Annotated in this window: 25 protein-coding genes and 1 other annotated feature; of the genes, 17 read left to right on the top strand and 8 right to left on the bottom strand. The window is 46.5% G+C overall.

Annotated elements, in window-relative coordinates:
- The first annotated feature begins 10 nt into the window (after positions 1-10).
- Positions 11-604: a metallophosphoesterase gene (locus ASG02_RS00125; RefSeq protein WP_056059868.1), complete on the top strand. Its 594-nt coding sequence runs from the start codon at positions 11-13 to the stop codon at positions 602-604.
- Positions 605-666: 62 nt separating this feature from the next.
- Here the strand turns inward: ASG02_RS00125 and ASG02_RS00120 are convergent, their stop codons facing one another.
- Together ASG02_RS00120 and argS are read right to left on the bottom strand one after the other, a co-directional pair.
- Complete coding sequence (locus ASG02_RS00120; RefSeq protein ID WP_035412119.1) at positions 667-1,272, bottom strand: hypothetical protein; 606 nt, start codon at positions 1,270-1,272, stop codon at positions 667-669.
- 30 nt (positions 1,273-1,302) lie between these two features.
- Complete coding sequence (gene argS, locus ASG02_RS00115) at positions 1,303-2,985, bottom strand: arginine--tRNA ligase (protein WP_056059865.1); 1,683 nt, start codon at positions 2,983-2,985, stop codon at positions 1,303-1,305.
- A 59-nt stretch (positions 2,986-3,044) separates the two neighbouring features.
- Positions 3,045-3,264, bottom strand: a binding site (T-box leader).
- 129 nt (positions 3,265-3,393) lie between these two features.
- Between argS and ASG02_RS00110 the strand changes: the two genes are divergently transcribed.
- Both ASG02_RS00110 and ASG02_RS00105 read left to right on the top strand, forming a co-directional pair.
- Positions 3,394-5,070 carry a GGDEF domain-containing protein gene (locus ASG02_RS00110; protein ID WP_035412114.1) on the top strand — a complete coding sequence of 559 codons (1,677 nt, stop codon included), beginning with the start codon at positions 3,394-3,396 and terminating at the stop codon, positions 5,068-5,070.
- Between the two features lie 15 nt (positions 5,071-5,085).
- Positions 5,086-5,868, top strand: a complete 783-nt coding sequence (locus tag ASG02_RS00105; RefSeq protein WP_056059862.1) for an alpha/beta hydrolase — start codon at positions 5,086-5,088, stop codon at positions 5,866-5,868.
- 60 nt (positions 5,869-5,928) lie between these two features.
- Here ASG02_RS00105 and ASG02_RS00100 read toward each other — a convergent pair whose 3' ends face one another.
- A complete protein-coding gene (locus tag ASG02_RS00100; protein ID WP_023469680.1) occupies positions 5,929-6,843 on the bottom strand; it encodes a rhodanese-related sulfurtransferase in 915 nt (304 codons plus the stop codon).
- 238 nt (positions 6,844-7,081) lie between these two features.
- On the opposite strand from ASG02_RS00100, the gene ASG02_RS00095 reads away from it, so the two are divergent.
- The 4 genes from ASG02_RS00095 (at position 7,082) to ASG02_RS00080 (ending at position 10,845) form a co-directional block, all read left to right on the top strand.
- Positions 7,082-7,729 (top strand): TVP38/TMEM64 family protein, encoded by a 648-nt coding sequence (locus ASG02_RS00095; RefSeq protein WP_023469681.1) that lies wholly within the window; start codon positions 7,082-7,084, stop codon positions 7,727-7,729.
- 264 nt (positions 7,730-7,993) lie between these two features.
- A complete protein-coding gene (locus ASG02_RS00090) occupies positions 7,994-8,320 on the top strand; it encodes a DUF485 domain-containing protein (RefSeq protein ID WP_056059859.1) in 327 nt (108 codons plus the stop codon).
- Entirely contained in the window at positions 8,317-9,873 is a 1,557-nt protein-coding gene (locus ASG02_RS00085) for a cation acetate symporter (protein WP_035412105.1), read from the top strand. Before ASG02_RS00090 ends, ASG02_RS00085 begins: the two co-directional genes overlap by 4 nt.
- A gap of 114 nt (positions 9,874-9,987) precedes the next feature.
- Positions 9,988-10,845: a sulfite exporter TauE/SafE family protein gene (locus ASG02_RS00080; RefSeq protein WP_035412101.1), complete on the top strand. Its 858-nt coding sequence runs from the start codon at positions 9,988-9,990 to the stop codon at positions 10,843-10,845.
- A 57-nt stretch (positions 10,846-10,902) separates the two neighbouring features.
- On the opposite strand, the gene ASG02_RS00075 is transcribed toward ASG02_RS00080, so the two are convergent.
- The gene (locus ASG02_RS00075; RefSeq protein ID WP_056059856.1) at positions 10,903-12,279 is read right to left on the bottom strand and encodes a sodium:alanine symporter family protein; all 1,377 of its coding nucleotides are present in this window, start codon (positions 12,277-12,279) and stop codon (positions 10,903-10,905) included.
- 145 nt (positions 12,280-12,424) lie between these two features.
- On the opposite strand from ASG02_RS00075, the gene ASG02_RS00070 reads away from it, so the two are divergent.
- The 4 genes from ASG02_RS00070 (at position 12,425) to ASG02_RS00055 (ending at position 15,921) form a co-directional block, all read left to right on the top strand.
- Positions 12,425-13,642: a CdaR family transcriptional regulator gene (locus ASG02_RS00070; RefSeq protein ID WP_035412096.1), complete on the top strand. Its 1,218-nt coding sequence runs from the start codon at positions 12,425-12,427 to the stop codon at positions 13,640-13,642.
- 121 nt (positions 13,643-13,763) lie between these two features.
- Entirely contained in the window at positions 13,764-14,888 is a 1,125-nt protein-coding gene (gene ald / locus ASG02_RS00065; protein ID WP_035412092.1) for an alanine dehydrogenase, read from the top strand.
- A 172-nt stretch (positions 14,889-15,060) separates the two neighbouring features.
- The gene (locus tag ASG02_RS00060) at positions 15,061-15,291 is read left to right on the top strand and encodes a hypothetical protein (protein ID WP_056059853.1); all 231 of its coding nucleotides are present in this window, start codon (positions 15,061-15,063) and stop codon (positions 15,289-15,291) included.
- Between the two features lie 63 nt (positions 15,292-15,354).
- Positions 15,355-15,921, top strand: coding sequence for a hypothetical protein (locus ASG02_RS00055; RefSeq protein ID WP_056059850.1), 567 nt, complete (start codon positions 15,355-15,357; stop codon positions 15,919-15,921).
- A gap of 3 nt (positions 15,922-15,924) precedes the next feature.
- On the opposite strand, the gene ASG02_RS00050 is transcribed toward ASG02_RS00055, so the two are convergent.
- Complete coding sequence (locus tag ASG02_RS00050; RefSeq protein WP_035412085.1) at positions 15,925-16,572, bottom strand: diacylglycerol/polyprenol kinase family protein; 648 nt, start codon at positions 16,570-16,572, stop codon at positions 15,925-15,927.
- Between the two features lie 111 nt (positions 16,573-16,683).
- On the opposite strand from ASG02_RS00050, the gene ASG02_RS00045 reads away from it, so the two are divergent.
- Entirely contained in the window at positions 16,684-17,307 is a 624-nt protein-coding gene (locus ASG02_RS00045; protein ID WP_035412080.1) for a DUF1836 domain-containing protein, read from the top strand.
- A gap of 45 nt (positions 17,308-17,352) precedes the next feature.
- On the opposite strand, the gene ASG02_RS00040 is transcribed toward ASG02_RS00045, so the two are convergent.
- Both ASG02_RS00040 and ASG02_RS00035 read right to left on the bottom strand, forming a co-directional pair.
- A complete protein-coding gene (locus ASG02_RS00040) occupies positions 17,353-17,829 on the bottom strand; it encodes a hypothetical protein (protein WP_056059846.1) in 477 nt (158 codons plus the stop codon).
- 171 nt (positions 17,830-18,000) lie between these two features.
- On the bottom strand, positions 18,001-18,345 hold the full coding sequence (locus tag ASG02_RS00035) for a restriction endonuclease (RefSeq protein ID WP_231496919.1): 345 nt from the start codon (positions 18,343-18,345) through the stop codon (positions 18,001-18,003).
- 345 nt (positions 18,346-18,690) lie between these two features.
- Here ASG02_RS00035 and ASG02_RS00030 point away from each other — a divergent pair, with 345 nt between their 5' ends.
- Positions 18,691-20,823, top strand: a complete 2,133-nt coding sequence (locus tag ASG02_RS00030; protein ID WP_056059843.1) for an ATP-binding protein — start codon at positions 18,691-18,693, stop codon at positions 20,821-20,823.
- Positions 20,823-21,887 (top strand): SDR family oxidoreductase, encoded by a 1,065-nt coding sequence (locus tag ASG02_RS00025; protein WP_056059841.1) that lies wholly within the window; start codon positions 20,823-20,825, stop codon positions 21,885-21,887. Before ASG02_RS00030 ends, ASG02_RS00025 begins: the two co-directional genes overlap by 1 nt.
- Positions 21,888-21,939: 52 nt before the next feature.
- Here ASG02_RS00025 and ASG02_RS00020 read toward each other — a convergent pair whose 3' ends face one another.
- Entirely contained in the window at positions 21,940-23,331 is a 1,392-nt protein-coding gene (locus ASG02_RS00020; protein WP_035412070.1) for a TrkH family potassium uptake protein, read from the bottom strand.
- Positions 23,332-23,491: 160 nt separating this feature from the next.
- On the opposite strand from ASG02_RS00020, the gene ASG02_RS00015 reads away from it, so the two are divergent.
- From ASG02_RS00015 to ASG02_RS00005, 3 genes are all read left to right on the top strand, one after another.
- Positions 23,492-23,731 carry a hypothetical protein gene (locus ASG02_RS00015; RefSeq protein ID WP_023469697.1) on the top strand — a complete coding sequence of 80 codons (240 nt, stop codon included), beginning with the start codon at positions 23,492-23,494 and terminating at the stop codon, positions 23,729-23,731.
- A 98-nt stretch (positions 23,732-23,829) separates the two neighbouring features.
- Positions 23,830-24,615, top strand: coding sequence for a flagellar motor stator protein MotA (motA, locus tag ASG02_RS00010; protein WP_056059839.1), 786 nt, complete (start codon positions 23,830-23,832; stop codon positions 24,613-24,615).
- Entirely contained in the window at positions 24,590-25,363 is a 774-nt protein-coding gene (locus ASG02_RS00005) for a flagellar motor protein MotB (protein WP_035412064.1), read from the top strand. Before motA ends, ASG02_RS00005 begins: the two co-directional genes overlap by 26 nt.
- Positions 25,364-25,465: the final 102 nt, after the last annotated feature.

The raw sequence follows: 25,465 nt of genomic DNA, 5'->3' as shown, positions 1-25,465 counted from the left end.
GTGGTCGATCATGCGTTATGCCCTTTTTGCGGATCTTCACAGTTCAGTAGCCGACACAGCGGCTGTCCTAGCTGACATACGACAGCTCGCTCCCGATGCGCATTTGTTTTGTCTCGGTGATGTTCATGAATGCCATGTCGGTAAAAAGCGAGCGAAGCGCTATTCTTTCGAATTGCTCTCCCTCGTCGTGACGCTTGATGATGATTTTTTAAACCTAATTGATTTTAAGACATTACTGGGTAATCAAGAAGAGCGCATCCTGTCGCTCGTTCCACCGCAACTATCTCCTGTCATCGATGCGTTACGCGACTGCCCTCGAAAACAACACATCGAGGGTGCATTGTTGATTCATGGAGATCAATTGAATTGGTCCCGTGATTTTTTGCCTGATCTGTCACAGCAACGTGAACCAGTACTCTTTTTTGGTCATAGTCATATCAGAGGTTTGTTTCGAAATGGTATTGCTCTGTCGAGCCCATTGTATCAATCTTTATCCATTAATGGAGGACGATATGCCATCAATCTAGGTCCTGTCGTGTTCGAACGAGAATGGTGTCTTTACGATTCAGTGCAACAATCGATCGTATTCTATCAGGCGAAGTAAGAGGATACGACAAAAGCCGTCGGGCACAGGGCGCGACGGCTTTTGTTCATGCATCTTATTGATCAGAGATAACGGACAAGCGATGCCTTGACGATATCCACTTGTGTGAAGTTCGTCTCTTCCGCGAATGCTTCGATGACTTGACGGACATCCCCTTGACGACGAACGAAGCTCGTCGGAACTGGTGTTGTACCGACAAGTTGCTCATGCAAACTCGTCAATCGATGATCATCGATGATCGTCGTCATCAAATCAAGGAACAGAAGAACATGCAGACGGTTCAAATAATCCCATGGTTTATCTTCCGAACGGAATTCATTACGAGCGAGCCATTTTTTTAATCCGATCGCATCGATTTGACTCAACGTCTCTGTCGTGCGTGCCGACTTCCAAAGCGTCAACAGTTCGCCGAGTTTTTTTCGTGTCTGTTTCTTACGCATGAAGAATTCAAAATTGTCTTTCGTGCGCAACGCGTCTCCTTCAATCGGAGCAATCAAATCAGCTTCCGGCGCTGTCACGAAATCGTGAACGAAATCGACAGACTCTCCCGGTAACCAAGCAGCGACTTTCCCGTGAAAATCAGCCATGAAGGCGACGGTTTCTGCCAAAGGCTCCTGCTTCATCTGTGAAGCAGCTTGCTGTAATCGGTCTTTCGTCTCAGTCTTCATAATCTACCTCTTCTTATTCGTGGATTGGTCTTACATTTCTTCCGGAGCGCCGACACCAAGTAAACGAAGACCTTCTGTCAAGACGATCGTGACAGACTTGACGAGTGCAAGACGCGATTGTTTTGCTGCGTCATCTTCGAGAACACGGACGTGTCCGTAGTATTTATTAAAGCTTTGTGCAAGATCTAAGACGTAACGGCTGATGATTGACGGCTCGCGACGTGTAAACGCGCGATCGATGACCGTCGAGAATTGGTTCAGCATCGAGACGACACCCCATGCATGATCATCGGCACTACCAGCGAATGGTGTGCCATCATAGCTACCTTTACGGAGCAACGAGTGCGCACGAGCATTCGTATACTGGACATACGGTCCTGTTTCACCTTCGAATTTCAACATCTGCTCAAGATCGAACTCGATATTATTCATCCGTTCATTTTTCAAATCATGGAAGATGACGGCGCCGACACCTACTTGACGAGCTGTGGCTTCGGCATTCGCTAAGTTCGGATTTTTTTCCGCGATGTTTTGCTTCGCGACGTCGATTGCTTCTTGTAGTACTTCTTCAAGCAAGACGATCCGACCTTTACGCGTCGACATTTTCTTTCCGTCCTTCATGATCAAACCGAACGGTACATGGTGCATTCCGTCGACGTTCTCAAATCCAAGTTTCTTCAGGACTGCGAACAATTGCTTGAAGTGAAGCGCTTGTTCCCCACCGACGACGTAGAACGCTTGCTCAAAGCGGTACGTTTCGAGACGATAGACAGCAGCTGCTAAGTCACGTGTCGCATAAAGCGTTGCGCCATCCTTCTTTTTAATTAAAGCAGGCGGCATACCTTCTGCTTCGAGGTCGACGACCATTGCCCCTTCTGATTCGACGAGTAAATCTTTTTCTTCAAGCAAATCGATGACGTGTTGCATCTTATCGTTGTAGAAAGCTTCTCCGTTCAAGCTATCGAATTTAACTCCGAGCATCTCATAAACACGGTTGAACTCGACGAGTGAGACTTCACGGAACCACGTCCAAAGCGTCGTTGCCTGCTCATCACCTTGTTCGAGTTTTTTGAACCAGAGACGTCCTTCGTCCTCAAGCGTCGGATTTGTTTCCGCTTCTTCGTGGAACCGGACGTATAATTTCAACAATTCCTTGATTGGTTCTGCACGGACCGCTTCTTCCTCACCCCACATCGTGTACGCCACCATCAATTTCCCGAACTGTGTTCCCCAGTCCCCTAAGTGGTTGACACCGACGACGTCGTACCCTTTTTTACGTGAGATTTGGTTGAGCGCATTTCCGATTACTGTTGAACGTAAGTGACCCATCGAGAAAGGTTTCGCGATGTTTGGTGATGAAAAATCAGTGACGATCGTTTTTCCATTCGCTTCACTTGATCCGAACGCCTCTTGCTCCGTCAGGACTTGGTTGACGATTTCTTGCGAGACGACTTCCCGGTTCAAGAAGACGTTAATGTAAGGACCAACAGCTTGAACGTTTGAGAACAACGGCGCATCAATTTTTTCTGCGAGCTCCGAAGCAATCATGTTCGGTGCTTTACGGAATGCTTTCGCGAGCATGAAACATGGGAATGCCAGATCTCCATGATCTTCATGTTTCGGTTGCTCGATCAGTTGTTCGATTTGTTCAACCGATAAGGCACCTTCCATGACTTGATGTAATACTTCTGCGTATTGCGTTTTATAACTCATCTTTATTTCCTCCTGCTTCACTGATTTTTGGCAATAAAAAACGCCCCTTGCGCCACGCGCAAAGAGACGGAATGACCGCGGTACCACTCTTCTTGGTGTCATTTTTGACACCCACCTTGTTCGGGGATAACGGGGTTCCCCCGGCTACGCCTTTTCCTTCAGGAATCGGGTAGCGTCTCAGAAGTGCGCTTCACGACCGGTTCGTCCTCAGGCTTCCACCATTCCCTGATTCGCTAGTTGACGAAAATCAACCGTTACTCTCTTCATCATCGACTGTATTCGATATCTTTCACATTATACGCAATTCTTTCTTTTCTCTCAACCTTATTTTTTTGGTAAATGGCTTATCAAAATTTCCACAATTCGGGTATAGGAATAAAAGATACTTCTCAGGGGGAGGGATGTTTCATGCGCTACTACCAACAGGTAGCCCGGACGAGCTGGATCGTTTTCAGTCTCGTCGCCTTGACGTTATTATTGATTGGCATCGTTCATCCACCTACCTTCCATCCTTCCATCTCCATCGTCAATACCCTTTATTTGTTTGGGCTCGTTCTCCTGTTTCAGTTCGATAATGTCCGTCGTGGCGGCATTTATTATACATTCCAAGAAGGCATCATCTTATTTTTATTCCTCAATTACGGTTTGACGTACGCTTTGATTTTAAGCCAAGTCGGTATTCTCGTCTTTCAATTCATGTCTCACCGAAAAGCGATTCGCTGGAAACGTTTCGCCTATCTCTACCCGATCAACGCCTTGTTTGATTTAGTCTACATCTCGCTTCCGGTATTTGCGTATGAAGCGCTCGGTGGACCGATCGGCTCAAACTTTACGTATACGAAAGCCCTGCTTCCCTTCATCGGCTTTTTGATCACTGTCTTCCTTGTCTCTTACTTCCAATGTCTGTTCGTCAATCGCTTCCTCTACTTGAAATACGATTGGCGACGTCTCGTGAAGTTGCAGTCCCTCGTTTATGGAATCAGCATGTTAAGTGCTCTACTTGGAATCTGGTTCTACGATGAAAGTCCGCTCGTCGCGGCTACAGTATCCGCCTTGATTCTCTTCTTGTTCAAACGTCTGTTGCAAGAACGTGGTGACTCCCTTGAAGCAAACGATAATGCCAAACGATTTGATGATGCGAAGGAACACTTGTTGATTTCCCGCTTCGAGCGCGAGACGATCGATTCGTTACTCCTCGATTTACCACATCTGTTGCCGTTTTCTGAAGGTTGGATCTCAATTCAACAACAGCGGAAACAAGTCATCTATAACATTCGGACGAAACAACCAATCGACGTGTTACCACTGTTTCATTCCTTGTCAGCTGACGATTTGCATACCCCAATCATCTATGGTCTGCGTTGCGACTGGGGAAACGATATTCAAATCGGATTGCCTGTCGATCGTCACTCGATGCTAGCGATTCCTTCGATTACGAGCGGAGAGGTCGATGTTTCGATCATCCTGTTCCATCAAGTCGCTGACGCCTATGATGTGACAAATGCTGACGAATTATCTCGTTTGCTTCGTACCTTTTGTCGCGTCTTAGAACGCTCGCGTGAAACGGTCCAACTCTATACGGAAAGTCGGACCGATGCTTTGACCGAATTACCGAATAGCCGTGCTTTTTATGAACACGGTCGGCAGGAATTTGCCGCTGACTCCTACCCGCTCTCCGTAATTCTGTTCGATATCGATCATTTCAAACGTGTCAATGATACGTACGGTCATAAAGTAGGTGATCTCGTCCTTCGTGAACTCGGCCGACGTATCCAGGCGATCCAATTGCAACATGATGATGTCTTTGCTGCTCGTTATGGTGGGGAGGAATTCGTGCTTCTGTTGCGAAATGGTAGTCAAGAGGCTGCTATTCAGATTGCCGAGACGGTCCGCCATGCGGTCATGGATCGTCCCTTCCTCGTCGATGGTCACCGACTGTCCTTAACCGTCAGCCTCGGAATTGATACAGTGGATGAAAGATATCAACGGACGTTCGAAGAATCGTTACGTCAAGCCGACCATGCACTCTATGTCGGCGGAAAACACAACGGACGCAATTGTACCGCGCATTATGCAAACCTTTGAAAGGTCGTGACTCTATTGTCGATTACGGAAATTGAAATGACGCTACCGACATCACAAGCCCACCGGACGATTCGAATTCATCGTCCGCCCCATTTGGATCCTTCTGAAGCATTACCAGTAATTTATATGCATGATGGACAAAACGTCTTTAGTGGAGAAACCGCCTCGTTCGGAAAAGGCTGGGAGATTCATCTTGCACTACAACAGACACAGATTCCGGCAATGGTCGTCGCGATTGACAGTCCAGAAGATGGAATGGATCGGTACGATGACTATGCTCCTTGGAGTGACGAAGCCTTATTGATGCGGAGCGCCTATCCTTCGCATCGGACGTCAATTGGTGGCAACGGTAAGGTCTATATGGACTGGATCATCCGCGAGTTAAAACCATACATTGATGCCAACTATGCGACACGCCCTGATGATACGACAATGATCGGCAGTTCGATGGGTGGCGTCATCTCGCTATATGGATTATTCGCGTATCCGGAAGTCATCACGCGCGTCGCTGCCTTATCGACTGCCGGATGGGCAAACTTCTCCTCACTCCTTGAATTCATAGAGCGAAGCCCGTCTCTGTCTGCAACGCATCGCTGTTATATGGACGTCGGCACAAAAGAAGTGAGTGGTCCGATGACCGAGACGGATTATTTACACACGAATGATGTCTTAGCGCGAGCGGTTGAACAGAAACTCACTCAAAGTCGCTATACGATCATTCCGGAAGCAATCCATCATGAAACGGCCTGGGCCAAACGTTTGCCAGATATTTTACGTTACTTGTTCCCGTCCTCTTGAATACACAAAAAAAGCCGGACGGTTTCTATTAAAGAAATCATCCGGCTTTTTACGCGTGCCTTATACTAATTCTTCTTGTTGCTCTTTTTCATAACGGTTGCGCGGATGCTCCCGGCATTCATCGGAACACGAACGCATGACTTTTGGTTCGCATTCTTCACAGCAGAAGTGCTGTCGATTACATTCCGGGTTTGCACAATTAACATAGCGCGTCTCCGGTTTTCCGCAGTAGTAACATTCTGAGACGACAGACGGATTGACGGCATTGACAGGAACTTGTACACGCTCATCAAAGACGTATAGTTCACCTTCCCAGTCTTCTCCTTGTGTCTGTTCATCTTTTCCATACATGACGACTCCGCCTTTCAGGTGGAAGATATCATCACTCTGTTGCCGTTTACGGAAGTACGCCGTGAATTTCTCACAACGAACGCCACCCGTACAGTATGTGAGAACCTTTTTTCCTTCAAACAAATGCTCGTTCTCGTCTAGCCATTCAGGGAATTCCCGTGAAGCATCGACATCGACTTTTACGGCATTCTTGAAGTGTCCGAGGTCGTATTCGTAGTTGTTGCGTACATCGAGAATGACGACGTCATCTTGTTTCATCATTTCTTTCCACTCTGCTGGTTCAAGATACGCAGCGTGTTCTTCTGGTACGTTGAATTCGTCCTCAAAACGCCATGTGACGAGTTCTTTTTTGTAACGGACGAACGTCTTTTTGAAGGCATGCTCTTCAACTTCATCAATTTTGAATTCGATGTCAGCGAATCGTGGATCCGCCGTCAAGTCCTTCATGTATTGTTCCGTTTGTTCGACCGTTCCAGAGAGTGTGCCGTTGATTCCTTCTGGTGCAATCAAAATCCGACCTTTGATACCGAGCTCTTTACAGTAAGCAAGATGCTCTTTCGTTAGCTGTTCCGCATTTTCAATTGGAACATACTTATAAAATAATAGTACGCGATAAGGTTTCATATTCCTCATTAGCCCCCATGTCAGTTTTTTGCAGTAAAACGAACGTTGGCAAACGAAGCGTCTAGCTATTGACTAGCTGGGAACGCCTGCAAAACGCACCCATTTAAGTATAATACCAACTCCCTTTCGAATGTACAATCTACAATTCCTGAATCCCTTTCAAGGAATTTCATTCCCTTTCTGAATCAGAAAGAGGTAAAATAAAACACAGTAGTACATCTCGCAAGGAGGATTCCGAATGCTCCATACACTTCGTGACTGGATCGAGCAGATGATTTTCTTTCTCCAAGACTTACCTGGAGGAGCTGCCACCGGTTTGATTGCCCCGTTTCTTGAGTCTCTATTTCCTTTCCTACCACTCGTCCTGATCATTTCCGCGAATGCGGCAACTTATGGTTTTGGTATGGGTGTTCTCGTATCATGGGTCGGGAGCATGCTTGGATCACTCGTCGTCTTCGCTTGTATTCGATATCTATTTCGTCGTCCGGTCACGCGTTGGCTTGAAAAACACCATGCCGCGCAACAGTGGATTGAACGTGTTCGTCACATGAGTCCCATCTCACTCGGATTCTTTTTTTCGCTTCCATTCATGCCTGCGTTCATCATCACGTCCATTTCTGCCATGATTCAACTATCGCTGCGGACGTATTTGATCGCTGCTGGTGCCGGGCGTCTGATCGTCGTCATCATCTTCTCGCTAATCGGAAAGGAATGGTCCACGTTCCTCGAACGTCCGATGCGTCTTGTCCTTCTATTTTTGATTTTACTCGCCATCTGGGGAGTTAGTCGCGGGACGGAAGAATGGTTGAAGCGTCGTGCCCTTTCAAAACGTGCGGATCATTTACGAGAAATCGAAGATAAGATCGAACGTCCATCTGAAAAATGACTCAAGCCTGTCTATGATTCCATAGACAGGCTTTTTAAGCTGTTCTCATTTTTCTAGGGACTAGGTCTTTTGAATCATTTTATAAAGTGATTAATATATAAAAATAACGTTCAAACAATGTTCAATATTGAAAACGCTTACATTAAATTGGTATGACCAATATTAATATAATAATGATCTTTTCTTATTAAAAATTAGGATAGCTTTTCCAGAAACGACATCCTTATAATGAATTTACATTCATTCCTTAAAGGAGGCGTCCTCATGCATCAAGTGTCCGAAGTTCAAAAAAATGAAGCGACTCAATCTGCTCCAGCAATCGTCGAGAGTGCTACCTTTCAACAATTGATGCGCCAAAAGAACGGCTTCATTCTTCCAGCTATTAGTTTTTGCCTTATTTTTTATTTTGCGCTTCCGATTTTGACAAGTTACTTCACGATTTTGAATGAGCCAGTATTCGGTGATATTACAGGAGCTTGGGTATTCGCATTTGCCCAGTTCATCATGACGTGGACGTTCTGCATGATGTATAGCAAAAAAGCACGTGCCTTTGATCGACTCGTCGAACAGATCAAGGAGGAGTCGAAATGAATTATACTGCCGTTGCCCTATTCGCAGCAATCGTCGGTTTGACGCTCGTCATTACATACTTTGCTGCCCGTAAAACAAAAACAGCTAACGACTTTTATACAGCGGACGGCGGACTCACTGGTGCACAAAACGGGATGGCGATTGCCGGCGACTACATGTCAGCCGCCTCGTTCCTCGGAATTGCCGGGATGATCGCTTTAGCCGGATTCGACGGATTCTTTTACTCGATCGGCTTCCTCGTTGCTTATCTTGTTGTCTTGTACCTCGTTGCCGAACCACTTCGGAACCTCGGAAAATACACGATGGCTGATATGATTGCCGCTCGTTTTAACGCCTCAAAAGTTCGTGGAGTCGCTGCCATGAACTCGATCGCGATCTCGATTTTTTACATGATCGCGCAACTCGTCGGTGCAGGTGCCTTGATTGAATTGTTGTTAGGAATTCCTTATACGACGAGTGTCATCATCGTCGGTATCTTAATGACGGTCTACGTCGTCTTCGGTGGTATGACTGCGACTTCGTGGGTTCAAATCATCAAAGCAATTCTCTTGATGGCAGGAACAGCCGTCATCTCGTTCATGGTCTTCGCGAAGTTCGATTTCTCGATCTTCAAGATGTTTTCAGAAGTGAAACAAGCCACGCCGCTCGGGGATTCATTCTTGAATCCTGGAAACAAATTTAAGTTACCACTCGATACGATTTCGCTCAATCTCGCGCTCGTTCTTGGAACAGCTGGATTACCACATATCTTAATTCGTTTCTTTACTGTTAAGGATGCTCCGACAGCTCGTAAATCCGTCGTGTACGCGACATGGATCATTGGTGTCTTTTATATCTTGACGATTTTCCTCGGCTTTGGTGCTGCTGCTTTCGTTGGTTCTGAAGATATCATCGCTGCTAATGCTGCTGGTAACATGGCTGCGCCACTTCTCGCTAAAGCACTTGGTGGCGATTTACTCTTTGCATTCGTCGCTGCGGTCGCTTTTGCGACAATCCTCGCCGTTGTTGCAGGACTTGTCTTATCCGCTGCGTCTGCCTTTGCTCATGATTTTTATAGTCATATTCTACGCAAAGGGCAAGCAACGGAAAAAGAACAGATGACGGCAGCGCGACTTGCTTCCATCGCTGTCGCCTTGATTTCGATGGTACTGGCATTGTTCGCACAATCGATGAACGTCGCGTTCCTCGTATCGCTTGCCTTCGCTGTCGCGGCAAGTGCCAACTTGCCAGTCATTCTCTTGACGATCTTCTGGCGCCGTTTCAATACTGGCGGAGCTGTCACAGGTATGGTCGTTGGGTTATTCTCTTCACTGATTCTCGTCGCACTCAGTCCAAACCTTTGGGCAGTCGACGGTTCAGCCTTGTTCGTCGGGGAAGCCCTCTTCCCGCTGACGAATCCAGGAATCGTCTCCATCCCGCTTGGTTTCCTCGGAGCTATCGTCGGGACATTGTTGACGAAATCGAACGAGGTTGCCGGTAACTTCGAACGTATCTTAGTCAAGGCCAATACCGGTATCGATGCAGCAACGGAAGTCGCCGCGTCAAAAGAATAAGTTCCCCTTAACGGCTCCTTCAACCCCCTTGAAGGAGCCGTCCCCTTTTACATTCTTCTCATTCATTGCCATACTAAGTGAATAATAGAGAAGAAAAGGAAAGGAAGACTGTACATGGATCTCGCTTTTTATTATTTCTTAATCCTCGGATTTTTCATTGGAATCATTTCCGGATTTTTCGGAATCGGTGGCGGTATCATCTTGACGCCCCTGTTACTCATTTTAGGATATGCTCCAAGTGTCGCGATCGCGACGAGTCTTATGCTGACACTTGGATCTACCGTTTCAGGAACGATCTCTCACTTACGTCTTAAAAATGTCGTCTGGCGCGATAGTCTCGTCGTCGGTGGCGTCGGAATCATCGGTTCGACGATCGCGACACCACTCGTTCTTCGTCTAGAGGCAGTCAATGGTGCTCATCTCGTCATCTCAATCGTTTATATCGGTCTCTTACTCTACTTCGCGAATAAATTTTTACGTCCGAAATCAACGACGGGTGAACAGACGGGGTGGAAAAATCGATATCTCGCTCTTGCCTTCACTGGTTTGTTCGCCGGATTCATTTCTTCATTACTTGGTGTCAGCGGTGGCTTCATCATCACCCCGTTACTCGTCGGGATCGTTGGCTATGAGTTGAAACGTGCGGTCGGAACGAGTATTGCTTCCGCGTTGCTGATTGTCCTATCGGGACTTGTCAATTACACGGTCGCAAGTACGAACATCGATATCCTGGTCGGAATCATGCTGATCGTCGGTGCCTTGCTCGGAGCACCGATTGGCGCAAAGCAATTGACGCACTTCGAAAGCCCATTCGTCAAAAAGTACCTCGGTATCTTCTATTTGACGGTTGCGATCAGTGTTTTACTCGAGGTCATCGGCTGGAACGTCGCTTCACTCTCTGTCCTCGTTGCGCTGAGTTTGATTTTCTTACTGACACTCCTCATCTACAGTCGTCGTCGGACGAATGGATGAATCGTCTCATCATAAAAGCCGTGGTGCCTGTTTAAAGGCATCACGGCTTTTGTTCGTTTAAGCGACTCGTTTATGACCCGTCCGTTCGTAATTCCTCGTTTGTTCAATGACCAAGTGCGACAAGAACAGCATCCCGATCAAGTTCGGAATCATCATCAATCCATTTGCGATATCTGCGACGAGCCACAACGGTTCTAATTGCGCGACGGCACCATAACAGGCTGCGAGTGCAAAGAATACACGGTATCCTTCGTTGAAACGTGTCGTACCGCTCAAGTACTCCAAGCACTTCTCTCCATAGACATACCAACCGATGATCGTCGAATAACCGAAGAAGAAGACGGAGAATGCGACAGTCCATTCTCCAAATGATCCAAGGACGCTCGCAAAGGCGGTTGCTGTCAGTGCTGCCCCGGAAAGATTCGCATCATGCGTCATACCTGAATGTAGTCCGCCTGACGGATCCCAAAAGCCTGTCGTCAGAAGGACGAGTGCCGTCATCGTACAAACGATCAAGGTCACGATGAAGGTACTCGTCATCGAAATCAATCCTTGTTCGACCGGACGCTCACTTTTCGCAGATCCGGCAATCAATGCTGCTGTCCCAAGTCCTGCTTCGTTCGTGAAAATACCACGTGCTACACCGACTTGCATCGCCATCATGATCGATACACCGGTGAAGGCTCCTGCAGGCGCAAGCGGCTGGAGGGCGTACTCAAAGATTAAACCAAAGGCTGGTAGAATCTGATCCGCCTTCAATATTAAAAGGACACAAGCGGCACCGATATAAAGTAAGCTCATGATCGGAACAAAGATCGTCGAGATCGCACTGACGCGTTCAAGTCCACCACGAATCGATACATAGACCGCCAGCGCGAGCAGAATGCCGAAGAGTAGAAGCGGTACATGAAACGATTGCTCAAGCACCGTTGCCATCGCATTCGCTTGCACGGTGTTCCCGACACCAAATGATGCAATCAAACCAAATGCCGCAAACAAGATGGCGAGGAATTTAAATTTTGCACCTAGTCCCTTTTCGATATAATACATCGGTCCACTGACAGCTTCGCCGCGTTCATTTCGACTTCTAAAAAGAATCGCAAGAAGACTTTCCGCATATTTCGTCGCCATTCCGATCAAACCGACGATCCACATCCAAAAGACTGCACCCGGTCCGCCCATCGTCAAGGCGACCGCGATTCCCGCGATGTTTCCGTTCCCGATCGTCGCTGCAAGAGACGTCATTAACATCTGAAAGCTACTAATTTCCCCTTCACCCTGTCCTGATTTTTGAACAGACAATTGAAACGCTTGTTTCAAGCGACGAAACTGAAGACCACGTAAACGAATCGTAAAGTACACTCCCGTTCCTACTAACAACACCATGCTTGGAATTCCCCAGACCCAAGCAGATATCAGACGTAACACATCCATGCCATTTCATCCTCTCTCCTTTTTCCGAGGCTTACCGTAGCATGGAGTTGTGTTTTCATACAATACGAAAGAATACTTTTTGTGATTTCACACAACAGAAGCTATACTAAAGATACTGAACGAGAGAGAAAGAAGGGATTCCTCCATGTTAGAAGCTTCATACCATTCGTTAGACGATTTAGCGGAAGCGATCGGTATCGCCTTAAATGCGCCGATTACGATTGAAGATCGTAATCACCGTCTCCTTGCCTATAGTACGCATACTGCTGACACGGACCCTGCTCGTGTCGCAACGATCATCGGTCGCCGGGTACCGGAATCGGTCATCGACCAACTCTGGAAAGACGAAGTCATCCAGAGTCTCGCTACTCAAGACGATCCGCTCATCATTTCTGCGCGCACGGATGTTGGACTGAATGACCGCGTCGCCATTGCCATCAAACAAGATTCAGAAATTCTCGGCTACATTTGGTCGATTGCTCGCAGTACCCCGTTCACTCCATCAGAACTAGCAGATTTAAAGAAAGGAGCTCTGCTTGCTCAACGTCAATTACTAGCGATCGACATGCAGAAAAAACGGAAGGAAGAGCAGACGGAACAATTCTTCTTTGAGTTATTACATGAAGAACTATCCGAGTCGGAGATCCTGAAAATGTTTTCTAAGCTCCATGTCGCACCCCCTGGCATTAGTCGTTTGATGGTCATCCGTTTTTCAGAAGCAATCACACCACGACTTGCGGATCGTCTGCGCTATTTATTGACGATCCAACAGACGGTTCGTCCATTACTTTACGCATATGATGAAACAGATTTTATCTTGTGGATCAGCACAAACGACCGCGACGCAGAACAAGAGCGTCTACAGTTTGACGCCTTCATTCAGTCCTTCCGTCAATTGCTTGCGGAGCGGTTTGATTATACGGATTTCGTTGCGGCAAGTAGTGAAGTCTTCACGGGCGTCCATGCGCTTCCGGAGCGTTACGAAGAGGCGGGTATCGTCTTACGTTTGAAAGATGCCTTTCCATTCGAACTGAAGAACGTGACGCGTTACGAACGTCTCGGCTTGTTTCAGCTCTTGCCAATTTTTTCAGAACGTTTGCGACGACGAACGGTTCGTCTCGAAGAAATCGAGCGATTGCGTGCTTACGATGTGAAACATGCCTCCTCTTTATGTGAGACGCTAGAATGGTTTCTTCATTATGATGGGAACGTCAAGCAAGTCGCTTCCCATCTCCATGTTCATCCGAATACGATCCTATATCGGATGCGACGGATCGAGGAGGAAGCTGGTATCCGGATGGAATCATTACCCGAACGTTCCTTACTTTATTTGTACCTAAAAGCAGACCGATATCCTTTGTGATTTTACACAAAGGATATCGGTTATTTTTGAAAACGCCGATAAAGTAGAGCGCTTTCATTTCTCGTATACTGAAGAAGAAGAGAAATTGATTTGTTTATTTGCGAAAGGGGATCGCGTTCACATGATCATTGGAGTATTAAAGGAAATCAAAAACAACGAAAACCGTGTTGCATTAACACCTGCCGGGGTAGCAGCGTTACATGCACAAGGACATCGTGTCATCATTGAATCGATGGCAGGCATGGGGAGTGGCTTCACGAACGAGGAGTACGTCAAAGCTGGTGCTGAAATCATCGCGACTGCTGCTGAAGTCTGGGCAACAGCCGAACTGGCTTTAAAAGTCAAAGAGCCAATCGCTTCAGAGTACCAATATTTCCGTCCGGACCTGACATTATTCACGTATCTCCATCTAGCTGCTGAGCCAGAACTGACACGTGCACTCGTTGATTCGAACATCACAGCAATCGCTTATGAGACAGTCGAGAAGAACCGCACACTTCCATTATTAACACCAATGAGTGAAGTCGCCGGTCGTATGGCATCACAAATCGGTGCACAGTTCTTGGAAAAACCACACGGTGGTATGGGCATCCTGCTTGCAGGTGTCCCTGGGGTTCGTCGTGGAAAAGTAACAGTCATCGGTGGCGGTGTCGTCGGAACAAATGCTGCGAAACTCGCTGTCGGTCTTGGTGCAGATGTTACGATCATTGATGTTAGTCCAGAACGCCTTCGCCAGTTAGATGATATCTTTGGTAACTCGATCAATACATTGATCTCAAACCCGTACACGATTGCTGAATCGGTCGCTGAAAGTGATCTCGTCATCGGTGCTGTCTTGATTCCAGGTGCAAAAGCACCGAAGCTCGTCACTGCCGACATGGTCAAACGGATGAAGCCAGGTGCTGTCATCGTTGACGTTGCCATCGACCAAGGTGGAATCTTTGAGACGGTTGACCGCATCTCGACGCATGATGATCCAACGTACGAAAAATTCGGTGTCGTTCATTACGCGGTCGCGAACATGCCGGGTGCCGTTCCACGTACGTCTACCCTGGCATTGACGAACGCAACGCTTCCGTATGTCCTTGAACTCGCGAATAAAGGCACACATCGTGCGCTTGCTGAAAACGATGCTCTCGAAAAAGGATTGAATGTCGCGCAAGGCTTCGTCACGTATGAAGCGGTCGCACGCGATCTCGGATACACGTACAAATCCGTTGAAGATGTACTTCACTTACACGCATAATTTCGAAAGTAAAAATAGCCGATGCTTCCTTTTCTAGGAATGATCGGCTATTTTTTATGAAAAGAAGAAATTGCGGACGAATCTCTTTATTATTTCTTGAGGCACCACTCGGCTTGTCATATGATGAAAATGAAAATATATGATTTTGAACTAATAGAGGTGATTTCATTACATGACACAAACCGTAACCGCTCATTCTCATGAACTTCAGAGCCATGTCGCTGAAGTTGCGTTACTCGAAGCACTGACATCTGATACAGAAGAGAACGTACGTATTGCCGCAACCGAGCGCTTACGTGTTCTTGTTCCATCCCATCCATTGCTCAACATTGCTACAGCCCATTCCCTTTATTTTAAGAACGAACTCACTCAAGCGCGTCGACTTATTGAAGAGACGCACTAGCAAATCGGCGAGCATGTGCAAGGATACATTCTTCTCGGTATCATCAGTGAAGAGGAAGGATATATGCACGAAGCAGAACAGTTTTTCCTTTCAGCCATCACACGTTTCCCGGAAGAACCGGCAGGACATCGTTCTCTTGCCGTCCATTACAATCATCGACAATTTTATGGAGAATCAGCCGTCCATGCGTTTACATATTTAAAGAAAGTTGGCGCATCTGGAATCGATACGCTGATGGCTATTGATTCCATCCAACAACTAGACGGTCATTCGATCGATATGTTGGAAACACTCTATGCGTTAATCATCGGGGTATCTCATCTCGATAAAACGGCTGTCTTTCATGCGACTGCTTCTGCTAATCAAGGTATTCAATACGAGATGCTACATGCTACATTGCGTGAAGACAGCGACGATACACTCTACGCTAAACTCGACGAACGCATTTCCAATATGCTCGAGCACGGCTTGTACGCAGCTGTTTATGACGATTCCGAAGAAAAAATCTATCGCTATGTTTTCCGTGATATGTGTCGAGATATGACCATCCGTCATGCAGGATGGCGTGCGTACCCAGACTATATTCGACTACGTTTTCTCTATTTCAAACAATTGTTGTTACACGACTGAAAGTCAAAAAGCAAACGCAACGAGTGCCGCGATCGTCCATGGCAAGATTAAGTTGTCGAGATCGCGATATGAGATTGCTTCGATTAAGGCTGCGATGTTTGCAAGCAAGAAGCCGTAACTGACAGCGAGCCAAATCGGTTGTCCATAAAATAAGAACGTTACAGTCAAAACAAGGAATGACGCTAAAAACAAAGCGATACTTCCTTCAAAGGAACGTTTCGTCTCACCGCGGACGTAAAACGTCTTCCCGAAGCGTTTTCCGACGAGTGCCGCGAGACCATCTCCCCAAGCGAGCACCATGCTTCCCGCAACAAGTGCCATCGGTTGTCGTTCGAAGAAGAATAGGACGAGTCCTGCCAATGCGAGCGGATAATAGACCGTTCCATAAGAAGGACGGTCGACGCCATGCATCTGTCCAATTCCTTTTCGTAATGTCAACAGATTGACGAGAGCAAAGAAAAGTAATGGTACGATCGCGATGTACCAGTGATCAAGCCATAGCAGCGCAAGAAATACCCAGTGACCGACAGCGACATGAATCCATTTCCGAACCGTCTCGGGAGAAAAACCGAAACGGCGTCCAACGAATTCAAGAATGACGAGAATGAAGCCAACGATTCCAATCGTGCCAATGGCAGCAAACCATTCCATCGTGATTCCCCCTTTCCTATTATTGTACGTTGTTTTAGTTGCCATTTGCCCTATTGAACCTTCATTTGATAACATAAGGTCAAATGACGTCCTAGAGAGGAAGTTTTGGAAATGTATGATGCTCAAGCAGTCCAAACATTATCAAGTTGTCTGCAACGCCTGAACGAGGGGAAAGGAATCGAACCCCTCGTCGCAATAGAAGGAACGGAATTGCCAAAGGTCATCAATCGCCTGAAACAATTCGATCCATTAAAAAATGGTTTATCGATCAATGAAATCGTTCATTTGGCAAATGCTCTAATCGGAGAACACATGTCAGCGACGACGATCCAGAACTGGACGAAACGTGAAGTTCGGGACATCATCGGCGTACCGCATCGTGGGAAAAAATACTCGATCAATCAAGCCGCCATCATCTACCTGTTGGATGATTTAAAACACCTCTTCTCGTTAGAAGAAACACGGGAACTGCTGACGATCGTCTTCCAGAACCCAAATATCGATGAGGATGATTTAATCAGCCCTCTTAATTTTTATCTCGTCTATACGCAGCACGCGGAGACAAGTGGACCGATCGAATTAACGGAGAAGCGTCTCAAACGCTCGCTCGAGCGGATTAACGCCTACCGCCCTGAAACTGTTCATGTCTTACAACTCTGCCTCTACGCCCGTCGTGTGTCGCATTTGACACACGAAGCCAAACAACGCCTCCATCATGTCCTGCAAACGACATGATGAAAAAAAGATGCCATCCATGTCATGGAAGGCATCTTTTTTTATTTAAACAGCTGTCAGTGATTTATAGTGGACGTTGTTCGTCAGACTTTTCAGGACAGAGAGTAGTTCGTACATCGAGAGCTTGTCAGCATCCTTGACAAGACGGTATTCATCACCGTCCTGCAATAATTCCGCAACGACTTCTCCGGCTGCACTCCGTACGGAGAATTTTCCTTTTGTCAGGTCGAAGGAAATCGTGAACGTACCACGCTCATATACGTTGTACTCACATTTCTTCGAGAAGAGCGAAAACTTCTCGCGCATTTGACCTACCTCTTGTCCATCATGGTTCATCACGACCCATTTCTTACATGTCGGAATGAACTTACCAAACGCTACCCCTCTACCTTCACCATTCATTACTTGAACACGACCGCTTTCGTCGTGTTGAACCGCACCGATCATTTGGTGCGCTTCATCATAAATCGCGGCATGACCTTGCGAAAAAACGCAACCCTGCACATAGACAACTTTGCGCAACAGAAATTCTCCTCTCACTGCTAAAACGTGCTGGTTTTTCGTCCCCAGTTTATTTAGACATCCTGTATAGTTTAACTTTCTTTATCTGTATGATATTTCGTTAACGAAAATGATTATTGCACCGTTTCTTCAAATTGACAACCCCCTTTTGTCGACAATCATTCGACAAGTTCAATGCAGGTTCATCTCCTTTGCAAATGCGAGCAATTCTTCCCGATCAATGAGGCGAACTTGATTCGGTTCTGCCAGTTGATACGCGGCTTCTGTAAAGGTCGAATTCGTAACGACCCATCCCTCGTCCATTTCGTAGAATGGAACCGAGGCAGCGACCTGTTGAACCGCTTCGAGCCCTACAGCCGCACTGTATCGCTTCGCCTGGATGGCAATCTTATACCCTCGTTCATCCTCTATCAACAAATCTGCTCCGAAGTCGCGTGAGGCAGGTGTCAACTCGACCCGATATCCTGCTGTTTCAAATAAATCGGCAAGCCATTCTTCAAATTCTCGTCCTTCCATTCGATCGAGTCTTTTTTCAAGCGACGGCGTTAAAACGGACAAAAGAAGAAAAAGGATACACCCTACTATACTGATGATTAAGATTAAAGGTTCCCAAGAACTCGAAAAAAAATAAGTTCCGAAAATTCCTATCATGGCAAACAAAGCTGCTAGTAACAATCGTTTTCTTTTTAATTGTTTCATCCTACTTTTCCCCTCTACTTCGTCGTGACCTTTTTTTCACTATACTAAAATTCTTCGTTGGTTGCTTCCTTCGACAGGAAACGCGGCTCGTCTTGCAGAAGTAAACTAACGAGGAAAGACTGTCTTAAAATCCACGGTCGAAGACCAGTCAGGAGGTAGCTCATGGCAGAACATTCATCTCCTTCATCGCTACGGATCATCTATTCGACGTTACGTGCTATGAAAGAACCCGTACTTCTTGTCGATGCAGATGGAAAGATTCACTTTCATAATGACGCGTTTCAACACCAGTTCATGACCGCTCCGGATAAAGAAACGATCCAGGAACTTTTTTCGATTACGGATGATTTGTTTCCGATCCAACAGGAAACCATCATTTTGACGACACATCAGTTAACAGTCACAGCGATTGAAGAGACGGACTATTTTCTTGTCCATGTCGCTTCTCTTAAAATAGAAGACTTATTCGATTCAACGCTTGATGCTGCCTTATTCATCACAGATCCGGAGTTTCGGATTCGAGCATACAACGAGGTAGCCAGTACCTTATTCCGATTCGATCTTGCTGAAGACATCATCGGTCTAAAACCGACGATTCTCCATGACGCAAAGGAAGTCGCTACCCGCCGTCACCATCTTGAACAACTGAACTTAAAAGATTTATCAGATGAACAACTCTTCTTACTCCATGGTCGGGAAGCGGAAAATGAATGGACCTATCATCGTCTGGATGGTTCGACGTTCCATGGACGGCTTTATATGACACGTCTGCCGAATGATACGTACTTTTTACTCATTCAGGACATCACGACACAAAAACAAATCGAATGGCACCTGACGAAAAGTGAACGCCGCTTCCGACTCTTCTCGGAGTCCGTCGTCGAAGCCGTCATTTTTCATGATCATGGCATCATCATCGATGCCAACCGTGCAGCAGAGGTCATCTTCCGGACGAAGCTTGAAAAGATGAAAGGAAAAACGACACTTGAGTTGATTCATCCGGATCATCATGCGCGTGTCTTACAACGAATCGAAGAGCATCGAGAAGAGCCCTATGAAGTTCTTGGTCAACGTGCTGACGGAACTTCTGTCGAAATCGAAGTTTTCCCACGTGAAATCATCTACAACAATATTCACATGCGCGTCGCCGTCGTTCGTGATATCACGGAACGAAAAAAAATCGAGAAAATGCTTGAACGTGAAAAAAATGCCATCATGCGTCAACGTGACATCACACAATCGATTCTTCAAGCCTCTAATGAAGGATTCCTGCTGACGGAAGAGGATGGAAGTTTCATCTTCATGAACGTCAAAGCACGCAAGTTACTTGATGTACCAGGGATTGCGCCAAGTAAGATCCAAGAACGGATCAGCTTGATCCCGAATCTTGATTTGAATACCCGATTCGATATGTTACGACAAGTCGAAGAGCTACTCGCCGGAAAACATTCTGAACTATCGTTTCGTTTTACGTTGCAGCGACCGAACGAATCAAGTCCACTTTATTTTGAATTTTATGCGACGGCGATCAAGAAGGAAAAGAGTCGTATTTCTCGTCATGGTTTCTTATTCGTTTTCCGTGACCGAACTGAGGAAGCAAAGATGGATCAAGTCAAGGATGAACTTGTCAGTACCGTATCGCATGAGTTACGGACGCCACTCTCATCGATCCTTGGGTATATGGAATTGCTTCGCTACCGAGAGCAACCAGCTGATAAAATCAAACGTTATGTCGAAATCGTTCATGAAGAGACCAAACGGCTGACGACACTATTAAATGAGTTTTTAGATATTCAGCGTCTAGAGGGTGGAAAACAGGAGTATATCTTTACCTCGTTCTCATTACGCGATCTCCTCACATCGACCGTCGATGCCTATCGGGAAACCGTCGAACACCGGATTGAATTGGAACTGCCGGAAGACCCTGTACTCGTTTTTGCGGATGAGCACAAAATCAAGCAAGTCATGTTGAACTTGCTTTCGAATGCTATTAAATACTCTCCACAGGCGGATCACATCCAAGTCCGTCTCTCGGCAAACGAAGAGAAAGCGACGTTCTCCGTGACCGATTACGGACTCGGTATTCCACAAAATGCATTCGACAAACTCTTTACGAAATTTTACCGGGTCGATAACTCGGACATCCGAAAAATTGGTGGTACCGGACTCGGTCTTGCCATCTGTAAGGAAATCATCGAATCACACGGAGGAGCGATTTCAGTTGAATCAGAAATCAATGATGGTTCGACGTTCACCGTCGTTCTCGAACGCGATCCAAGAAAGGAATGGAATTGATGCGGACCTATTTCATGACGGGTTTTCCCGGCTTTTTAGCGACCAAACTAATTGAACAACTCGCACGTATTCCAGATCAAATCGCTTGTTTTCATGTGCTTCATTTATCGTCAGAACGAAACGCAGCTGTTAAGCGACGCGATGATCTTTTAGAACGCACATCCTTACGACCTGAGCAACTCGCGTTGCACGAAGGCGATATCACGCTCGAACAACTTGCTTTGTCGTCTGATACACGGATGATCCTGCAACAAGAGGTCACACATATCTTTCATCTCGCCGCACTGTACGATTTAGCTACGGCATATGAACCTGCCTTTCGGATCAATGTCATCGGTACCGCGAACGTGACACAGTTTGCCCACACGTGCCGTGCTTTAGAACGCTATATCTACTTCAGTACAGCGTATGTCTCCGGTCTGCGCTCCGGAACGATTCTCGAAGAGGAATTACAGGCAAGTCGCTTTAAAAATGCTTACGAAGAAACAAAATACCTTGCTGAAGTGCGCTTACGCAAAGAACTCGGAACGATTCCTTATACAATCATCCGCCCCGGCATCGTCGTTGGACATTCTGAAACAGGTGAAACACCGAAATGGGATGGTGTTTATTTCGTTTTGAACGCGATGCGTCTCCTGCAATCCTTTGCTCCTCTTCCGTATCCTGGTCGAGCAAACGCGCTCGTCCATCTCGTGCCATATGATTATGTCATTGAAGCGACTGCTTATCTCAGTCATGCACCCGTCGGAAAAAATAAGACATATCATCTGACGGATCCATTTCCACATGGCGCACGCGCGATTTTCGAGATGTTACATGTCGCCTATTATGGACGTTACCCGCGTGGTATCGTACCATTTCGGCTCATCAGTACAGCGTTGACACCCACCGTCGCAAAACGACTCCAGATGCAACGTCAGACACTCGATTATTTCATCCATCCTGTTCAATACGATACAACACAGGTCTTACGTGATTTACGAGATACTGGAATCATTTGTCCGGACCTAACAGAAACGATGCCTCGGCTCGTCCAGTATTACCAAACACACGCGACACACTAAAAAAGTCCAATCGCTCTTCCCTAAGGGAAGTCGATTGGACTTTTTTTATCGGTTACCCGATCAACATATTTTCTTTTGGATAACGAATCGTCCGGTCTCGTTGTGCCGCAAACGTGAACAAGATCGTCAAGGATCCCACACGCCCGAGCAGCATCATGAACATGATCAAGAACTTCCCAAAGCTATTTAACTCTGGTGTCACATTCAATGATAGACCGACCGTCCCGAATGCAGAGACGGTCTCAAAGAATAGACCGATGAACGATAGATTCGGTTGACTCAACGCAAGGAGCGTCGTAATCAAAGCGATGAACAATAAACTGAAGACAGCAATCGCATACGCTTTTTGGATTGCCTGTGCTTGCACCGTCCGTCGCATCAGAACGGTCTCACGCTGTCCGCGTAGATACGTCCAGACATTCTTTAAGATGACCGCCGCCGTCGTAACCTTGATCCCGGAGCCTGTCGACGCGGAACCTGCTCCAATATACATTAAGACCATCATCAAGCCGATCGAGAGCGGCACCATCGTCGTTAAGTCGATTGTCTGGAAACCAGCCGTCCGTGTCGTGACGACTTGGAAGAATACGATATGAAGTGCATGAAAGAACGACTCGTCGCGTAATGAACCTAAGTGAGACACCCATTCATAGAGCATCATCGCTAAGACACCCAGTCCGTTAATGACGAATAACGACAGCACCATCAATTTCGAGTGTAGGGAGATTTTTTTGAAGCTTCGTTTTCCCGCGATGTCAGCAATGACCGTAAAGCCTAATCCACCAATCATCAAGAGCGCCGCGATCGTCAGGATGAACGTCGTATCTTGTTGGAAACCAATCAAGTTATCGCCCCAAAGTGCGAACCCTGCATTGTTAAAGGCAGATACGGCATGGAACAAACCGTAGTAAAGTGCTTTCCCAAAGCTATATTTGTATTGAATGAACAAATCGAGCGCAATCAAGAACATACCAACGATTTCGACAAGGACTGTCGTGACGATGATATTTCGAACAAGACGAATCGTTCCCCCTGGGCTATCGAGGTTGAACATTTCTTGGATGATGATGCGCTGACGAATTCCGATCTTTCGCCCTGTCACGCTCAGCAAGACGAGCGCAATCGTCATGAAGCCGAGCCCTCCGACCTGAATCAAGAGCATCATGATAAGTTGCCCGAACAGATTAAAGGCTTCCGCGATATTAATCGTCGATAGACCGGTAACGGTTCCGGCAGAAGTCGCGACGAACAAACAATCGATGAAGGAGATATCTTGCCCCTCCTGTTGCGAAATAGGCAACCATAACAAAAAACCACCTAGCAAAATCGTCAATGTGAAACCCGTCGCGATGAAGCGTGCCGGTTTATCGAACAACTGATGGTACATCAATTCACCCACACGACCAAAACGTGCCAGTGGTGAACGTCTTTTATGCGAGAACATCTTACTCCCCCTAGATTTTTTTCAGACAGAATTGTCTTTATCATACTCCCTCGAATTAAGAAGTTCTATCGAAATATGCAATCGACTAAACGTTTTCTTATTTTTTTGGTAAACTAGATAAAAGTGGACGTGTAATCATTAAAGGAGGTTGAGGGAAACAGTGGACCCTAAGACGGCTGATCATTCGATTGAGGATGTCTGGCGAAGGCTGGAACGGCAATCACAATGGATGCCTGCGCAATTGTATTATCAATTTGAGGAACTCTTGTCACTACATTTGGAGCAACCGATTCTAAATGAATTGTATCAAGTGTTAAAAAAATACGACGTACTGACCGATATAGAGCGTGACGAACGAAACGAAAGCATTCAAATGCTAATCGATGAAAACGGCGCTTGATTCTCGGTTTTTGGATTTCCGAGCAGAAGAAGTGTCTTCTGCTCTTTTATTTTTCGTTCTTATACGCATTACATACAGAAAGGTGGCACACATCAATCATGGATATCGTGTCGATAATCGGGATCATACTAGGTCTTATCACATTGATCGGAGGAATGATCTTAAAAGGTGCGCCTCCAGTCGCCCTACTTAACCCTGCAGCCCTCGTCATCATCTTCGTCGGGACAGCCGCTGCCATCATGATTTCCTTCCCGAAGGAACGCCTAAAGGTACTACCGGCACTGCTTAAAGTCATCTTTTTCGAACAAAAATTAATGACGAAACAAGTCTTACTCGGACAGTTTCTGACACTTTCGACGCAAGCACGGAAAGAAGGACTGCTGTCATTAGAAGCAGCTTTAGAAGAAGTCGACAATGCGTTCATGAAGCGTGGTGTCATGATGGTCATCGATGGGCAGCCATCTGAATATGTCGAGGACGTCATGACGCGCGACCTCGAAAACATGACGGAACGGCATCATGCCAATGCAAACATCTTCACGCAAGCTGGAACTTACGCTCCGACCCTTGGAGTTCTCGGTGCCGTCGTCGGTCTTGTTGCCGCTTTATCCGATCTGTCGGATATTGAAAAATTAGGTCATGCGATCTCAGGTGCCTTCATCGCGACGCTGTTCGGGATTTTCACCGGGTATGTCCTTTGGTTCCCGTTCGCAACGAAACTGAAGCAAAAATCAGCGAGCGAGATTCAACTGTACGAGATGATGATCGAAGGCATTCTGTCGATCCAAAACGGTGAATCACCAAAAAACTTAGAAGATAAGCTACTCGTGTACCTGACACCGAAGGAGCGTGCGAACTATGAAGCGGAAAAAGAAGCCGCATGACGAACATATCTCCGAAGGCTGGTTGATTCCCTACGCCGACTTATTGACCTTACTTCTAGCACTCTTCATCGTTCTTTTTGCTTCGAGTAATGTCGATGCCGTCAAGCTAAAAGCGATGTCCCAGTCGTTTAGCTCCGTCTTCAATGGTGGTTCAGGGATGATTACGAACAGCTCGCTCTCCACTCAAGAAGAAGAGGATTCGAAAAAACTCGACGCGCGAACGAAGGCACAAAGCTATGAAATCGCAGAACTCGAGAAGATTAAAGACGAAGCAAACAAATATATCAAAAATGAACAGCTCGAAAAAGACATCAAGGTGGAAATTACAAATGAAGGACTTGTCTTCACGATTCGTGACCGAGCCCTCTTCTCGCCAGCTCAAGCAGAAGTAAGAGGACGCTCGCTTCAAATCGCAGAAGGCATGAGTGCTCTACTCGTCAAGGCAGGACAACGTCAGATTCAAGTCTCTGGTCATACGGATAATATCCCAATCAATACGGCACAGTATCCATCAAACTGGGAACTCAGTGCAGACCGGGCGATCAGTTTCATGCGTGCCTTACAACGCAATCCAAAGCTCGAACCAAAACGGTTTACTGTCAGCGGTTACGGAGAGTTCCAACCGATTGCGTCCAATCAAACAGAAGCCGGTCGTAGTCAGAATCGACGTGTCGAGGTATTGATTCGACCATTGATCGACTTAAAAGCAAACGTACTCGACGAAACGAAAGTTAAGTCCGGCACGTAAAAAAGAGGCTGGGACATAACTAGCTGAATTTAACGAGAAGAAGGAATTGCCATCACTCAGGATGTGCAATTCCTTCTTTTTTTATTGTCTCGCGTCAAGTTG

The sequence above is a fragment of the Exiguobacterium sp. Leaf196 genome (assembly GCF_001423965.1).
GTDB lineage: Bacteria > Bacillota > Bacilli > Exiguobacteriales > Exiguobacteriaceae > Exiguobacterium_A.
The sequence above is the reverse complement of the archived record's forward strand: the minus strand, read 5'-3'. Positions and strand labels throughout refer to the sequence as shown.